Origin of the sequence: Mesorhizobium sp. M7A.F.Ca.AU.002.02.1.1, assembly GCF_003998535.1 — a bacterium.
Classification (GTDB): domain Bacteria; phylum Pseudomonadota; class Alphaproteobacteria; order Rhizobiales; family Rhizobiaceae; genus Mesorhizobium; species Mesorhizobium ciceri.
Genome location: NZ_RZPB01000060.1, coordinates 1 through 15,314, shown reverse-complemented (window position 1 = coordinate 15,314; position 15,314 = coordinate 1). Strand labels below are relative to the sequence as shown.

General features: G+C 58.6%; 12 protein-coding genes. 8 read left to right on the top strand and 4 right to left on the bottom strand.

The window, feature by feature from the left end:
• The first annotated feature begins 71 nt into the window (after positions 1–71).
• The 5 genes from EN879_RS06435 to EN879_RS06415 all read left to right on the top strand — a co-directional run bounded on the left by EN879_RS06435 (position 72) and on the right by EN879_RS06415 (position 5,070).
• Positions 72–521 carry an EamA family transporter gene (locus EN879_RS06435; protein WP_063168218.1) on the top strand — a complete coding sequence of 150 codons (450 nt, stop codon included), beginning with the start codon at positions 72–74 and terminating at the stop codon, positions 519–521.
• Positions 518–1,525: an NAD(P)-dependent oxidoreductase gene (locus tag EN879_RS06430; RefSeq protein WP_063168217.1), complete on the top strand. Its 1,008-nt coding sequence runs from the start codon at positions 518–520 to the stop codon at positions 1,523–1,525. Before EN879_RS06435 ends, EN879_RS06430 begins: the two co-directional genes overlap by 4 nt.
• A 105-nt stretch (positions 1,526–1,630) precedes the next feature.
• Positions 1,631–3,061: an aspartate aminotransferase family protein gene (locus tag EN879_RS06425; protein WP_244514351.1), complete on the top strand. Its 1,431-nt coding sequence runs from the start codon at positions 1,631–1,633 to the stop codon at positions 3,059–3,061.
• Positions 3,062–3,082: 21 nt separating this feature from the next.
• Entirely contained in the window at positions 3,083–4,315 is a 1,233-nt protein-coding gene (locus EN879_RS06420; protein WP_063168215.1) for a glycosyltransferase 87 family protein, read from the top strand.
• On the top strand, positions 4,312–5,070 hold the full coding sequence (locus EN879_RS06415; RefSeq protein ID WP_063168214.1) for an FkbM family methyltransferase: 759 nt from the start codon (positions 4,312–4,314) through the stop codon (positions 5,068–5,070). Before EN879_RS06420 ends, EN879_RS06415 begins: the two co-directional genes overlap by 4 nt.
• A gap of 46 nt (positions 5,071–5,116) precedes the next feature.
• Here EN879_RS06415 and EN879_RS06410 read toward each other — a convergent pair whose 3' ends face one another.
• The 4 genes from EN879_RS06410 to EN879_RS06395 all read right to left on the bottom strand — a co-directional run bounded on the left by EN879_RS06410 (position 5,117) and on the right by EN879_RS06395 (position 10,668).
• The gene (locus EN879_RS06410; protein WP_063168213.1) at positions 5,117–6,427 is read right to left on the bottom strand and encodes an HlyD family type I secretion periplasmic adaptor subunit; all 1,311 of its coding nucleotides are present in this window, start codon (positions 6,425–6,427) and stop codon (positions 5,117–5,119) included.
• Positions 6,414–8,255, bottom strand: a complete 1,842-nt coding sequence (locus EN879_RS06405; RefSeq protein ID WP_063168212.1) for a type I secretion system permease/ATPase — start codon at positions 8,253–8,255, stop codon at positions 6,414–6,416. Before EN879_RS06405 ends, EN879_RS06410 begins: the two co-directional genes overlap by 14 nt.
• Positions 8,256–8,361: 106 nt before the next feature.
• The gene (locus EN879_RS06400) at positions 8,362–10,203 is read right to left on the bottom strand and encodes a hypothetical protein (protein ID WP_063168211.1); all 1,842 of its coding nucleotides are present in this window, start codon (positions 10,201–10,203) and stop codon (positions 8,362–8,364) included.
• Positions 10,204–10,212: 9 nt separating this feature from the next.
• Positions 10,213–10,668, bottom strand: a complete 456-nt coding sequence (locus tag EN879_RS06395) for a hypothetical protein (RefSeq protein ID WP_127224123.1) — start codon at positions 10,666–10,668, stop codon at positions 10,213–10,215.
• Positions 10,669–11,221: 553 nt separating this feature from the next.
• Between EN879_RS06395 and EN879_RS06390 the strand changes: the two genes are divergently transcribed.
• The 3 genes from EN879_RS06390 (at position 11,222) to EN879_RS06380 (ending at position 15,149) form a co-directional block, all read left to right on the top strand.
• A complete protein-coding gene (locus EN879_RS06390) occupies positions 11,222–13,783 on the top strand; it encodes an FAD-dependent oxidoreductase (RefSeq protein ID WP_063168209.1) in 2,562 nt (853 codons plus the stop codon).
• Positions 13,784–13,877: 94 nt separating this feature from the next.
• Complete coding sequence (locus EN879_RS06385; RefSeq protein ID WP_063168208.1) at positions 13,878–14,726, top strand: DUF1194 domain-containing protein; 849 nt, start codon at positions 13,878–13,880, stop codon at positions 14,724–14,726.
• Positions 14,727–14,804: 78 nt separating this feature from the next.
• Complete coding sequence (locus EN879_RS06380; RefSeq protein ID WP_024501320.1) at positions 14,805–15,149, top strand: peptidase inhibitor family I36 protein; 345 nt, start codon at positions 14,805–14,807, stop codon at positions 15,147–15,149.
• The last annotated feature ends 165 nt before the right edge of the window (positions 15,150–15,314 follow it).

Below are 15,314 nucleotides of genomic sequence, written 5' to 3'. Positions count from 1 at the left end.
AAATATTGTTGGGACTTCACCAAATGTTTGCGGGTTTGTAATAGGAAGCGCGAAGGGGTGGCTTGGAACACATGAAATACATCGTCTTCATTCTCTTTACCGTCATGACCAATGCCGCCGCGCAGCTGATGCTGAAGCAAGGCATGATGTCGCTCGGACCGATCTCGTTCGAGGGCGTCAATCCGCTCGTCAAGCTGCTGCAGATCGTCTTCAGCCCCTGGGTGTTCCTTGGCCTGTGTACCTTCGTCATCTCGATGGCCTCGCATCTCTATGTGCTGTCCAAGGTCGAGCTCTCCTTCGCCTACCCGTTCCTCAGCCTCGCCTATGTTGCCGTCGCCATCTTCGCTTATTTCGTCTTCCGCGAGGACCTCAATGGCTGGCGGATCGCCGGTATCGCCTTCATCTGCGTCGGCACGGTGCTGATCGCGCAAAGTGGGCGGGATTTGGGTGAGCAAGGGCATGAGGACCAGACCGCTTCCATCACGCCCGACAAGATCCAAGCAAACGAGATCGTTCGATGAGACATGTGATTTTCGGCGGCGACGGTTTCGTCGGCCGCCATCTTGCCCCGAAACTTGTGGCCGATGGTGAAGAGGTTGTCGTCGCCGACATCGTCAAGAGCGACCTGCCGCACTACCGCACCGTCCGCTTTATCCAATGCGACGTCACCGACCCGACCTCGGTCACCGCGGTTGGGCTCAGGGCCGACGACATGGTCTACAATTTGTCGGCCAAGATGCTATCGCCGATCCAGGTGCGCGCCAAGCGGCACGATTTCTTCTTCCCTGTGAATTTCCATGGCACCGAGCACATCATGCAGGCCATGGACGGAGCCGGTGCGTCAAAACTCGTCCACTACACGACCGACATGATCTACGGCCACACGGTCACGCAGCCGATGACCGAGGAGCACCCGGTGGCGCCGCTGGGCGAATATGGCTGGTCGAAGCAGAAGACAGAGGAGCTCGCCGCCGAATGGCGCAAGCGCGGCATGTCGATCTCGCTGTTTCGCCCGCGCCTGATCATCGGTCCCGGCCGGCTCGGCATTCTGGAAAAACTGTTCAAGCTGATCGACTGGAACCTTCCCGTGCCGATGATCGGTTCGGGCAGGAATCCTTATCAGTTCATCTCGGTGTTCGACTGCGCCGAGGCTGCGCGCGCGGCCTGGAAGGCCGGCGTGCCAAACGAGGCCTATAATCTCGGTTCGCTCAATCCGCCGCCGGTCAAGAAATTGCTCGGCGATCTGATCAGGCATGCCGGCTCGAAATCGATCCTGATCCCGACACCGGGCTGGGCGGTCAAGCGCACGCTGGACCTGCTTGACCTCTTGAACATGCCGATCATGGACCCGGAACAGTATCTGATCGCCGACGAGGATTGCGTGCTCGACGTGTCCAAGGCCGGGCGTCAGCTCGGCTGGGTGCCGCAATATCGCGACGAGGACATGCTGATCGCCGCCTACAGCGAGTACCGCGCAAAGAAAGCCGGTCACGCCGTCGCCACCAAACATGTGCCCGCCGAATAGCGGCTTGCAAAAACAGCTTTCGTTGCGCCCGATCCTGGTCGTGCGCGCAGACAGGAGATTGAAATGACCGTCATGGCCAAGCCCGAACAGACCAATTTGCGCACCATGGTCAGCGCGCCGGCGCTGTCGCCTGTCACCATCGCCAAGCCCGATTTGATCAGCGTCGAACAAGCCAAGGCGATGGATGTCGCCCGCATGACCGACCTGTTCAAGGCGCATCTCAACCCCGGCCAGTTCCACTTCATGAAGCTGCTCGGCTTCCACAAGATCAAGATCGAGCGTGCCGAAGGCATGTTCTACATCGACCAGAACGGCCGCAAGATCCTCGACTTCTTCGGCGGCTTCGGTTCGCTGGCCTTTGGCCACAATCATCCGCGCATCCTGGAAGCACGCAAGAAATTCCAGGAGGAGAAGCGCCAGGAAATCGCCATCGCCTTCATGTCGCAATATGCGGCAGCGCTTGCGCACAACATCGCCAAATGCTCGCCCGGCGATCTCGACATGGTATTTTTGGGTTCGTCCGGCTCGGAAGCGATGGAAGCGGCGGTGAAGCTCGCCGAGCGCGCGGCCGGTCCGAAGCGGCCGAAGATCGTCTATGCCGAGAATTCCTTCCACGGCAAGACCAAGGGCGTGCTGGGCATCACAGACGGCCAGCTTTACCGCGCCGACTTCAAGGTGGCGGAAAACACGGTCCGCATCCCGTTCGCCGACATCGAGGCGGTCGAGCGCCTGTTCCGCTCCGATCCGGAGGTCGGGGTCATCGTGCTCGAGACCATCCAGGGCGGTGGCGGCATCATTCAGGCGCCGGCCGAATATTGGCAGAAGCTGCGCGCGCTGTGCGATCAGTACGGCGTGCTGTGGGTCGCCGACGAAGTGCAGTGCGGCTACGGCCGTTCGGGCCGCTTCTACGCCTTCGAGCATTACGGCGTCATTCCCGATGTGACCGCGCTGGCCAAGTCGCTCGGCGCCGGCAAGGCGGCGGTGGGAGCCATGATCGCGCGGCGCGAGGTCTACATGAAGGCCTATGGCACGCCGAAAACGGCGATGATCCATGCCATGGCGACCTTCGGCGGCATGGGCGAGGCCTGCGTCACCGCGATCGAGGGGCTCAACGTGCTCTACGACGAGGGGCTGATCGACAATGCCGCCGTCACCGGCGACTATTTGCTGCAGCGCCTGCAGGCGCTCAGGGAAAAGTACCCGAAGATCATCAAGGATGTGCGCGGCAAGGGTTTTATGGTCGGCCTGGAGTTCCACGACTTCTCGCAGACCTTGCCGATGGTGCTGCGGCCGATCGTCAGCGTGCTCGACGACAAGCTGAAGGGCTCGCTGTCGGGCTTCGTCGGCGCGCTGCTGCTGCGCGATTACGACGTGCTGGTCGCCTTCACCGAGTACAACCGCAACGTCATCCGGCTGGAGCCGCCGCTGATCTGCCAGCGTGAGCATGTCGATCGTTTCGTCGATGCTTTCGACAGTCTGCTGTCGCGCGGCATCGTGTCGATCGTGAAGGATTTCGTCAAAAGCCAGGTCCGTTAAACCGAAACTCGCTGAGTAGACATGCTGACCAAGTCGCCCGCTCCACAGAACCCACTCGACCGGCTCACCGGGGCCGGTCTGGCGTGGGGCGTGGGGACTTATGCGCGGCTGGCGGCACCGATCGGCGCCGCGGCCTTCGCGCTCTACATTCTTTTTTCAGCGTTCACCGCGTGGGTGATGCCCGACGCCAATTGGGACATGCTGCCCTATCTCGCCATAGCGGAGGAAGGCACCTATCCCGATGCACAGGCGCTGCATGACTATGCCTACAACACTGTCAAATCGGGCGTGTCGGCCGGTGACTACAAGGCGCTGACCGACGATGGCGGCGGCTTCCGCAGCCACATGGCGGAGAATGCCGCCGACTTCCATTCATTGCTCGGCATGTACCGGATCAAGTTCCTCTATGCCGAGATCCTGTCGACGATGAGCGCGGTGATGTCGCCGGTCGAGGCGATGCGCCTGGTCTCAGTGTTCTCCGTGCTGCTGTTCGGCGCGATCGCCCTGATGTGGCTGCGCTCCGAGGGGGCACTGGCCTTGGCGCCGGTGGTCGGCGCGGTGCTGATCATGGCCGATTTCGGCGATGCGGCGCGCGCCTCAACGCCGGATCTGCTCACATCGGCGCTGTTGCTGGGCGGGCTTTATGCCTATGTCCGCGGCCGCGAGGTGGCGACGGCGATCCTGCTCTTCCTCGCCTTCATGGTGCGCCCGGACAACATTGTTTTCCTTGCTGTTTTTGCTGTGCTGCTGGTTGCGTTCCGGCAGAGGGCATGGGGCGCGCTGGCCGGCTTTGCCGCTTCCTTCGTTGCCTATTTCGCCATCTCGCACTGGGCGCATCATCCCGGCTGGTGGCCGCATCTGTGGTTCTCCAGCATCGAGCAGCATTACAATATGGACGGGTTCGAGCCGCCATTCTCCATCGTTGCCTATCTCAGGGCATTTGCCACCTCGCTGCTGCGTGCCGTCAGCCTGAACAGCTGGGTCGGCGTGTCGGTGCTGGCACTGGCCGGCTGGTTTGCTGCCGACCGCGCCGGCTTCCGCCTCGACCGCCGCGCCGGCATCCTGTTCGCGGCACTGGTGCTCGGCGCGCTGGCGAAGTTCACCGTCTTCCCGATCCACGACACGCGCATCTATTTCCCGCATCTGATCCCGCCATTCCTGCTGCTGGCGACGCCGTTCATGGCGTTGTGGGCGGCCGTGGCTCGCGGCCAGAATCGCGCTGCCATGCAAATCATTCCCGGAGACAAGTCATGAGTTCGCTATCCAGCCTGGCGCGCGTTGCCCTGTCGCTCGGTCTTCCCAGTGGCGTTCTCGATCGCGGGCCGTCGCTGCGCGGCACGAAATTCCTGGCCAAGGCAGCGCTGAAGGCGCGGTTTGGTGGGGCGGGGCGGCCGTTCCAGATGGTCAATGTCGGCGCCTGCGACGGCGCGCTCTTCGACGATGTGACGCCGTGGCTGCACAGGATTCCCGGTGCACGCGCGATGCTGGTCGAGCCGATCCCCTACAATCAGAAACGGCTGCGCGCCAACTACCCCGACATCAGCCGCTTCATCATCGAGCCGGTGGCGGTGACGAAGACAAAGGGCACGATCACCGTCCACACTTTCGATGCCGCCGCGCTCGAGGCCGGCACGCTGCCCATCGAATTCATCGGCTGTTCGTCGGTCACCGACACCAATCTGATGTCGGGCAAGAATGCCTGGGGCGAGGCCGACGCCAACTTCAACAAGTTCGCGCCGCATCTCAGGGACATCGAGGTGCCATCCGAGACCTTGCTGACGCTGCTCGACCGCAACGGCATCACCCATATCGACGCCTTCCTCGTCGATTGCGAGGGCGCCGACTGGATCGTCTTCGAACAACTCGACCTCAAGCGCTACCGTCCCGGCATGATCAAGGTCGAGGTCGGCGCGCTGCCGGCCGCCGAGATCGGCCAGGTCGTGGTCAAGCTGAAGACATCAGGCTATCAGGTCGGTTTCCAGGCCGAGGACATCTGGGCCTTCGTGTGAAGGAAGATAGAGCAGACGACCCCCTCCATTGCTACAAAGACGTGGCCTAGTCCTCTCTGAACGCACGACTGATCTGATCGGAAAGCGGCTTCACGAAATATGAAAACGCAGACCGTTCGTGGGTCTTGATAAAGGCCTCAACGGGCATTCCCGGAAGAACAATGAGTCCGTCTAGCCGCGCCAGTTCTTCGGGCGCTACCACGAAGCGCACCTGATAGTAGGAAGATCCTGAGCGCTCGTTAGTCGTCAGGTCAGCTGCAATACGGACAACCGTCCCATTGAGTTCTGGCGTGGTACGCTGATTGAATGCCGAGAGGCGTAGCACTGCCTTCTGCCCAAGCTCAATCTGGTCGATGTCGCGCGGTGCGATCTGGGCATCCAGCGCGAGCCCGCCGCTATCGGGAACGATCGACATAATCACATCCCCTGGCGAAATGACGCCGCCGACAGTGTGAAATGCCAGTTGGTGCACGATGCCAGCCTGTGGAGCGATGATGTCGATTCGCTTGAGTTGATCCTCGGCCGCGATCTTTCGCTCGATATATTCTCCGATCTGACCTTGCACTTCACGAAGTTCGGCGCTCACTTCAGTTTTCAGGTCGGAGTCGATCTGCAGGATCTGCAGTCTAGCTTCCGATATTCGGCCTGCTGCTTGAGCCTGGCCGGCCATCGCCTCGCCTCGATCACCGCCGAGGGTCGCCGCCTCTCGCTCCAGGTCGTTCAATCGCAACACAGAAACAATGCCCTTTGCCCGGAGCACTTGAAGCGAGGCGATCTCGGCATCAAGCACAGAGAGCCCACGATCAAAGGCTGTTTCGCGAGACTTCAGGCCATCGATCTCATGCGCGAACTGCTTAATTCTTTCGCGCAACTGGGACTTCTTCCCCGCTCGGTCTTCCTTCCTGAACTCAAACAGTCGACGCTCACTCTGAACGGCTGCGGCGATATCGGTGTTGTCAAGCCGGGAAAGTAAAGTTCCTGGAAACGCAATCTGGTCTTCGTCGTCGCGCTCGGCCTCAAGTCTAGCGAGCCGTGCAGTCAATTCGTCCAGCCTCTTGGTGACGATTCCAAGGTTTGCCCGCGCTTGCGTTGCATCGAGGCGCACAAGTACATCTCCGGCAGCAATCTTCTGCCCCTCCTTGATGAGAATCTCGCTGATAACGCCTCCAGTCAAATGTTGGATTTTCTTGACATAGCTATCGACGACAAAGGTGCCGGAAGCCACGACTGCACCAGAGAGATTGGTTGCGGCCGCCCACCCGCCTATGCCTCCCACCAAGAAAAGGCAGGAAGTGCCGCCAATGAAGAGGTGCCGCCGGATAGATCTTGAAACCAATTCGGCCTCAACGTTTGGCATCGGATCCCTCCATCAAGATTTCAGCGACCTCCGGCTTTGACTCGTTCGGATCTGCGACCATCTTGAAGGGCGCGAGCATCCTGGCCGATACAGAAAAGCCCGGATATCCAGCCATGGTAGGATTCGGAGAAGGGACCTTTGATATTTTCGAAAGAACTTCGTCGCGTGGTCCGAAGGCTTTGACCCGACCGGCCTCCATCATGAGAACGAAATCGACTGCAGCTAGCGCGCTCGGTCGATGCGCTATAACTATTGCGATCCCCTTGCGTTCCCTCACGGCCGCGATTGCCTTCACAACAGCAGCTTCGCCATCGGCGTCAAGATTCGCATTGGGTTCATCGAGCACGACGAGGAACGGATCGGCGTAGAGTGCCCTGGCAAGGCCGATCCGCTGGCGTTGCCCTGCCGAAAGGGATGATCCGGCTTCTCCAATGCGGGCTTCATATCCTTTATCAAACTGCAGGATAAGCTCATGAACGCCAGCCGCCATCGCGGCTGATACAATTGTCTCCGGCTTCGCGTCGGATTCGAAGCGGGCGATGTTCTCTGCGATCGTGCCATCGAAAAGTTCGCCCCCCTGTGGCAGGTAGCCGATGTGGCGACCGATTGCCTCCTGATCCCACTGGTCGAGTGACGCGTCGTCAATACGCACTTTGCCGCTCGCCGGGGTCCAGGCGCCAACGAGAGCGCGGGCAAGCGTCGACTTCCCCGCACCGCTAGGGCCAATAATGCCGAGCGCGCTCCCCGCGCGCATGACGAAGTTTGCTGCGAAGACCGTCGGCTTCGTCTCACCAGGGGGAACGACGGTGATGCCTGCGGCACGCAGTTCGCATTGCGGTTTGGGCAGGGCCAAGACAGTTGTCTCTTCAGGCATCATCAGCAGCAAATCCCTGAGGCGGATCCAACTCTGTCTCGCCATCAGGAACACTTTCCAACTTCCGATTGCCAATTCGACGGGCGCTAGTGCGCGGCCCATTATGATGGAACTGGCAATCATCACCCCCGGTGTGACCTGCTGCTCGATAGCGAGCCATGCACCCACTGCCAGGATTGCGGACTGGAGAACCAAACGAAGTGTTTTTGCAACGCCCCCTAGGCCGCTAACAACATCGCTGGCCCTGCGATTTGCCGCAAGGTAGTCCGAATTTGCAAGGCGCCAGCGCGCGGTCATGCGATTGCTAAGCCCCATCGCACGTATAGCTTCGGCATTGCGACGGGACGCGTCCAGCAAGGCATTGCGCACCGTGTTATGCCGGAGTGCCTCTCGAGTTGGGTTGCGGGAAGACGCATCGGTAATAACGGTAAGCGAGACCAACAAGATCGCGCCGACCATTGCTGTCATACCAAGCCAGAAATGAAGTAGAAAACACAGGCCGAGATAAAAGGGCATCCAAGGTAAATCGAAAAACGCGGTCGGACCGGGTCCGGAGAGAAAATTGCGTACATTGTCGAGATCGCGCAGCGGCTGCAATCCGTCGCTGGGCATGCGAGTTTCGAGTGGAAGGCGGACGACTGCGTCGTGAACGCGCCCGGAAAGCTGGTGATCGAACCGCTCACCGACGCGTAGAAGAACGCGGGCACGAATGATGTCAAGGCCGCATTGAAAGGCATATAGGCCGAACGCAAGCATCCCGAGGCCGACCAGTGTTGGGACGCTGTGGCTGGCAAGCACACGGTCATAAACCTGCAACATGAACAAGGGGGCAGTTAGCGCCAATACGTTTATGACGCCGCTTATCACCGCTGTTGCGAGGATTACCGCCTTGTTCGCCGCAACAAGTGACCTTTCAAATCCCCCAGAACCTATCTTCTCGGGGGATCGGGTCATGGAGATCTCGTTCCACCTACTTCAGCACAAAATCCTATGCATAGCTCAAGCATATTGCTTGTTACTGCCACTGATCCAGACCGAGGTGACTCACCCAAGACATACTTCAAGCGGCAACAAGCCATGCTGGGTCGAATCCCATATCAAACACGGTGTTCATTGCCACGCTGTGCGCGTTGTCATTTTCGTCCAAATAAGCCAACGAGAATGAATTAAAAACCTGCGATCTGCCGAAGTACCCGTTAATAACATGCGCCGACCCTGTCCATTCTGAAGACATACCAAAGTCTACCGTGTAGTCTCCATAAAGCACATCGGTACTGATGTAGTAGGCCTTGTTGGAGCTAAATGAATATGTACCAATTTCGATTGAAGTGGCTCCGTCATTGCCGCTGAGGGTATATTTTACATCCCACCAGTTCGTAACATAGTCTATCTCATACCATTGCTCACTTGCATGTATCGTTGTTGTACGCTGCGCGACCAATGTCTTCTCTAGATCCAGATCGGTGAGGCTTAATCCAGACAATAGGAAATTATTCAAGGGAGCAGAATAGTCTGAAGCGGGATCTGATGGCCAATACTTCTCTAGATTTCCAACAGCGACGTCATGCCCGCCATCGGGCGTCATGACATAGCCGACAAAAAAGTGACTCGAATCCTGGAACTCGATCGTGTCGTTCCCGCTGCCCGTATCAATCATGACCGGCAGGATTATACCCCAGCTGTTGTCTGCAACACCCGAGACTATGATGTGGTCATTTCCAGCGCCAGAAAAGACAAATCCCTGATCCGGATTGACCAAGGTTATCTCGTTGTCCTTTTCATTCCCAACAAGAATAAACTGAGAGGTGCTGTTCAAGGTGAAGCTGGTAACGTCACCCTGCAGGACAACCAGATTTCCATCCTTGTTCGCCGATGTTGCCGCATTTCCGGCTATGAAGGTGGCGCCGTTGATATTGACGATGTTATGCGGGTCGAGCCCCCAATAGTAAGGGTTCGACAGTTTGTAGGAATCCGATTGCATCCACTCGGAATTGTACCCTGCAAGAGTCAACTCGTTTGCGGTGCCGATGGTCTGGTTGATCACGTGATCGAACTCAGTCCCATGGGGAGTTGTGGGGAGATCGCTCCGGTCGAACGATATCTCCTTGTAGTCAGTGCTGGCATGCAGGATATTTGAGGTTCCTGAAACCGCCTCCTCAATCAGGAGACCATGAATGAACCTGCCAAGGAAACCAGACGCATCGGTGTCGTTAGCTGGGGCATACGGTTTTTGCTCGAACAGATATGACTGCTTGCTATCCAAGAATCCCGTATGGGTAGCGGCCCACTGGAGCAAGCTTTTGGCGAGAACATCGTCCCCGATAATAAATTTCATCTGAGATAGATTAAACACAAATGGATCCATATCCTGGAACCATTGGAGCGCATAGTTTTTCGCCGTAGCATCGCCGACTGTCAGCGGAATATTCATTCTAAAGTAGGATAGATACTGAGACAGATCCGCACTCGACGTGACCAGCCAGAAATCATAGTCGTTGAGAGCTCGAACCTCGTAGTAGGGTGTCCACCCTTCCGCCGCGCCTGAGAGCTCGGGGAAAACAGTTTGGTATGCTGCATCATGATAGTCGGAAATTTGCCGCCCCGTAAGGTTCCAATCAGTTTGTGTTGACCGAAGAGCGTAGTCACGCGTAGCGAGTTCCAGCATGAGCGCATCGCGACGTTGGTCAAAGAGTCCTGACGCGAAATCGCCATCTATTTTGTTCTTGGCATAGTTGTTAGCAACAATTCCGATTAACGAGTCGGCGTTCACGACACCATGTGCCATGCTTCCATAGTAGATGCCAGCGGCGGAAAGCGCATCGTAGTAATGAGACGCGTCACCCGTCGAGATGGTAAGCGCATATGCAGAGTTAATATCGTTTATCTGCTGTGAAGTTGGCATGATACGCTCCTATTTTTCAGAAAATGAATCAATCAGCGCCGAAAGACGTTTGTGAAACCTAGAGACGTCCTCTCGAAGATATTTACGAGGCGCCATGATCATCCAGCGCAATCCAGCCCTATCAAAGCTCATCATGCACGATGATACAGAAGAATATCCAGTGCACATAATGTACATAGGATCCGGCGCGGAAATATAGTAGATATTGTGAGAGAGATACCCCTTAGCATTATCCTTTACGCGAAACGAGGCGAATTTAATACCAGCATCGAGGTCATTTATAATTGGAAGCAGGAGGTTTTGCGGAATATGAATTTTTAGTGGGCCGCCTGGAACGGAGGCCGCCACTCCGAGTGCGTCCGAAAGCGGCAGCAGATCCTCCTCCCCCCGGATCTGGGGGTTTGGCCCGCGGCCAGCTTTCAGTTCAGGATAGCTCAGTCGTAGCGCGACTTGCTTGATATCCATGGTTGCCTTCGGATTTCGTTCCCGAAATAGATCTGAGGGGACATAGAGCGTTCCCTGCGAGTATGTCACGGCAACGCGATCGATCGACGAAGAGGTGAGCCAGAGAAAACGTTCGTCTCCAGTGTCGAGTGATGCGGATTGCGAGTGCCCGCAGGTGACCAAAGCCAAGAGGAGCGCAATTGAAAATCGACCTTTGAGCACGCGTTTTCCCGCCCAGCATGCGCTCTAATTCGTTAAGTTATTAGTATGCCATATCTCATAACGATTGCAACAATTAATATACTTACAGATTTATCTTTCATCGAAGTATATAAGTAAGATCTTTTATAATAATGCTGATCTCGATGCGTAGCTATCAGGTCGGTTTCCAGGCCGAGGACATCTGGGCCTTCGCCTGAGTTAGCCTACCGGAAAGCGAACCGCCCCAGGCGCCCGGTGTGAAGCATTCTGCCGTCTGGTCGCTCGGCTTTTTGCCAATGTCGCAAACAGGCTTCAATCGTGCTGCTGCTCCGCCCTATAGTCCGCCCGCTTTATCACTTTGGAGTCGCGGGCAATGGCAGAGTTTCCGAAAAAGGCGAGGGTCGTCATCGTCGGCCTGGGCGGTATTGTCGGCGCATCGATCGCCCATCACCTGATCGAACGCGGCTGGGATGACATTGTCGGCATCGACAAATCAGGTATCCCGACCGATATCGGCTCGACGGCGCACGCCTCCGACTTCTGCTACACCACCAGCCACGATTTCCTGTCGTGCTGGACGACGCTCTACTCCATCGATTTCTACGAGAAGATGGGTCATTACGCGCGTATCGGCGGCCTCGAGGTCGCGCGTGTCGGCGACGACAGCCGAATGGAAGAAATCAAGCGCAAGATCGCCTCGGCCAAGGCGTTTGGCACGCGCGCGCGCCTGATCGAGCCGGCCGAGATCAAGGAAAAATTTCCGCTCATCGAAGAAGCGATTGTTCAAGGTGGTCTTTGGGATCCCGATGCCGGTCTGGTCATCCCGCGTTCGCAGACGGTCGCCGGCAAGCTGGTCGACCAGGCGGAAGCGTCGGGCAAGCTCAAATCCTTCGCCAACACATCGGCCCGGTCGCTGGTCGTCAAGGACGGCCGCATATCAGGCGTGGTAACGGACCGCGGCACCATCGAGGCCGACTATGTCGTCGTCTGCGCCGGGATTTGGGGCCGGCTGATAGCGGAAATGGTCGGCGAAGACCTGCCGGTCATGCCGATCGACCATCCGCTGACCTTCTTCGGCCCCTACAACGAGTTCGCCGGCACCGGCAAGGAGATCGGCTGGCCGCTGCTGCGCGACCAGGGCAACTCGGCCTATATGCGCGACACCGGTGATCCCAAGACCGCCGAGGGCGGGCAGATCGAATGGGGTTATTACGAAGAGACCAATCCGCGCCTTTGCCACCCGCGCGACCTGCTGGAGAAGGACCAGGCGCGGCTTTCGCCGTCGCAACGCGATCTCGACATGGAACAGATCCTGGCGCCGCTCGAACGCGCCATGGAACTGACGCCGATCCTCGGCGAACTCGGCTATAATGAGAGCCATTCGTTCAATGGACTTCTCCAGGTAACCGCGGACGGCGGCCCGTCGATGGGCGAAAGCCAGAAGGTGCGGGGTCTGTGGTATGCCGTTGCCATCTGGGTCAAGGATGGTCCCGGCATGGGCAAGCTGATCGCCGACTGGATGACCGACGGCCGCACCGCAATCGATCACCATGCCATCGACTATGCACGGTTCTATCCGCACCAGACCAAGGAGCAGTTCATCTGGGACCGCTGCACCGAGACGGCGATGAAGGTCTACAATCCGGCGGTGCATCCGCGCGAGCCGTTCTCCAAGGCCCGCAATATCCGGCGCTCGCCGTTCTGGGAACGCGAGAAGGAACTCGGCGGCTATTTCATGGAACTCGGCGGCTGGGAGCGCGCCCACGGCTATGCCGCCAACGAGCATCTCCTGGAGAAATACGGCAACCGGGTGCCGGTGCGTGAGAACGAATGGGACAACCGCCATTTCTGGCGCGTCTCCAATGCCGAACATCTCGCCATGAGCGAGGATTGCGGCATCGTCAACCTGTCGCATTTCGCCATGTACGACATCGAAGGTCCAGACCATGTCGCGCTGCTGGAATGGTTGTGCGCAGCCAAGATTGGCGGCGACAACAACATCGGCAAGGGCATCTACACCCACTTCCTCGACGAGGAAGGCATGGTGCGGGCCGACTTTACCGTTATTCGCATGGCCGACCGCTGTCGTTTGATCGACGGCGCGGATGCTGGCCCGCGCGATTTCCAGTACATGCGCCGCACGGCACAGGACAAAGGTTTCGACGTCACCATCACCGACGTGACCGAGAAGTTCGTCACCATCGGCATCTGGGGACCGAACGCCCGGGCGACCTTGCAGAAGGTGGTCGAAAACCCGGACGGGCTCTCTGTTGAGAACTTCCCATTCGCGGCGATCAAGCCGGTCCGGATCGGCGGCAAGGACGTCACCGCTTTCCGCATCTCCTATGTCGGCGAGCAGGGCTGGGAACTGCATATGCGCTACGAGGACGGTCTCGCTGTGTGGGACGCGCTGCGCTCGACCGGCGTGATGCCTTTCGGCGTGGAGACCTATGCCAACACGCGCCGCATGGAAAAGAGCCTGCGCCTGCAGAACGCCGACCTTCTGACCGAGTACAATCTGCTCGAAGCGGATCTCGCTCGTCCAAAGGTCAAGGAGAACGATTTCTGCGGCAAGGCGAAGCACGTCGAATACCGCGCCCGCGAGCACCAGCCGGCCATGCTGTGCACGCTGGTGATGACCGAGAATGTCGATTCCAAAGGCGTTGCCCGCTATCCCGTCGGCACCATGCCGGTGATGGATCCGAAGACCGGCGAGACGCTGGTCGACGAACTCGGCCGGCGGTCCTTCACCACCTCGATGGCCTATGGCCCGACCATCGGCAAGAATATCGGTCTTGCCTATCTGCCGTGGGCGTACGCCCAGGAAGGCCGCAAGCTCACGATCGAGTATTTCGGTGAGACATATCCGGTCGAAGTGGCGGCTGTCGGCTACAAGCCGCTCTACGATCCGGAGAATTTGAAGCCGCGCAGCTGATTGCTAGCCGGCGCAAAGGGCATGAAGGCAAAAGCCTGGCCATCGGCCGGGCTTTTCTCTTTTTAAGCCGACGGTTTTCGCTTACCTTCGCGGCATGTCTGCTTTTGCCTGCGCAAGACATTTCCTTTCAGGCTGCGCCGCGTTCGCACTGACGCTCTGGTTGACGCCCGCGGCCCAAGCTGACGAGCCCGTCGATGTCGAGCTGGTGCTGGCCGTCGATGTCTCGCTGTCGATGTCTCCGGACGAACTCGAGATCCAGCGTCACGGCTACGCCGCGGCACTGACGCACGACAATGTGCTGCAGGCCATTGCCGATGGCGCTTATGGCAAGATCGCCGTCACCTATGTCGAATGGGCCGGCACCAACTGGCAGCGCGTCATCGTGCCGTGGACGGTGATCGCCAGCCGCACCGACGCCGAGCGGGTGGTTGCGCAACTATCCGCTCAGCCGCCCAACAGCGCGCGGCGCACCTCGATCTCCGGAGCGCTGGAGTTCGGCAATGACCTGTTCGCCGAAAGCGGCTACCAGGGCACGAAGCGGGTCATCGACATTTCGGGCGATGGCCCCAACAATCAAGGCGCGCCGGTCAACCTGACCCGCGACGATCTGATCAAGCAAGGCATCGTCATCAACGGCCTGCCGCTGATGACGCGAGGCGGTTTTTCCGGCGCCTACGAAGTCAGCAATCTCGATCGCTACTACAGCGACTGCGTCATCGGCGGACCCGGAGCCTTCATGATTCCGGTCAATGACTGGACGCAGTTTCCCGAAGCCATCCGTCGCAAGCTGGTGCTGGAACTCGCCGGCCCGGCCTCGCCGCAATGGGCGGCAGAAGAAGCCACGCATCCGCCGGTGGTATTGGCGCAGGACAAGCCCGCCACCGACTGCCTGGTCGGCGAGAAAATGTGGCGCAACCGCAGCTGGATGTTTGACAGCCGCTAGGCGACCGAAGCATTGGCAAATTGGCCGGACCGCGCTATCCAGTCGGAGGGGCCGCGGCAAAAACCGAGGAAACATCAGATGAAACGTCTAGCCATCCTGACTGCTGTCGCGTCCGTACTTTTTGCCGACGCCGCCAGCGCCCAATACAATGATGAGCCCGCCTGCATGATGTTCGAGCACGCGAATTTTCGCGGTCGGTCCATCGGTATGGGCCCCGACGATTCCGTGAACTTTCGCGGCGGCCAGTTCTGGAACGACCGTGTGTCGTCGGTGATTGTGCGCCGGGGTTGCACACTCATTGCCTATGAGGACTCCCGGATGGGTGGCCGCTCGATCGAGATCCGGCGCCGGATCCGCGATTTCGGCGGCAGCGACTGGAATGACCGTATATCGTCGGCGGAGTGCACCTGCGACGATTATTGAGGCCATTTTGGATTAGCCACGATGGATTTCTGGCGGTGGTAGCCATTGGCCGACAGCAGAGCCGGGCCTGCCGGTTGCCTCACCAAGCTGTTCATTGACAAGCCGATTGGCGTCTGTGAGACAATTCCCCAGCAAAAACAAAAGGGGAACCGACATGAACAGGAT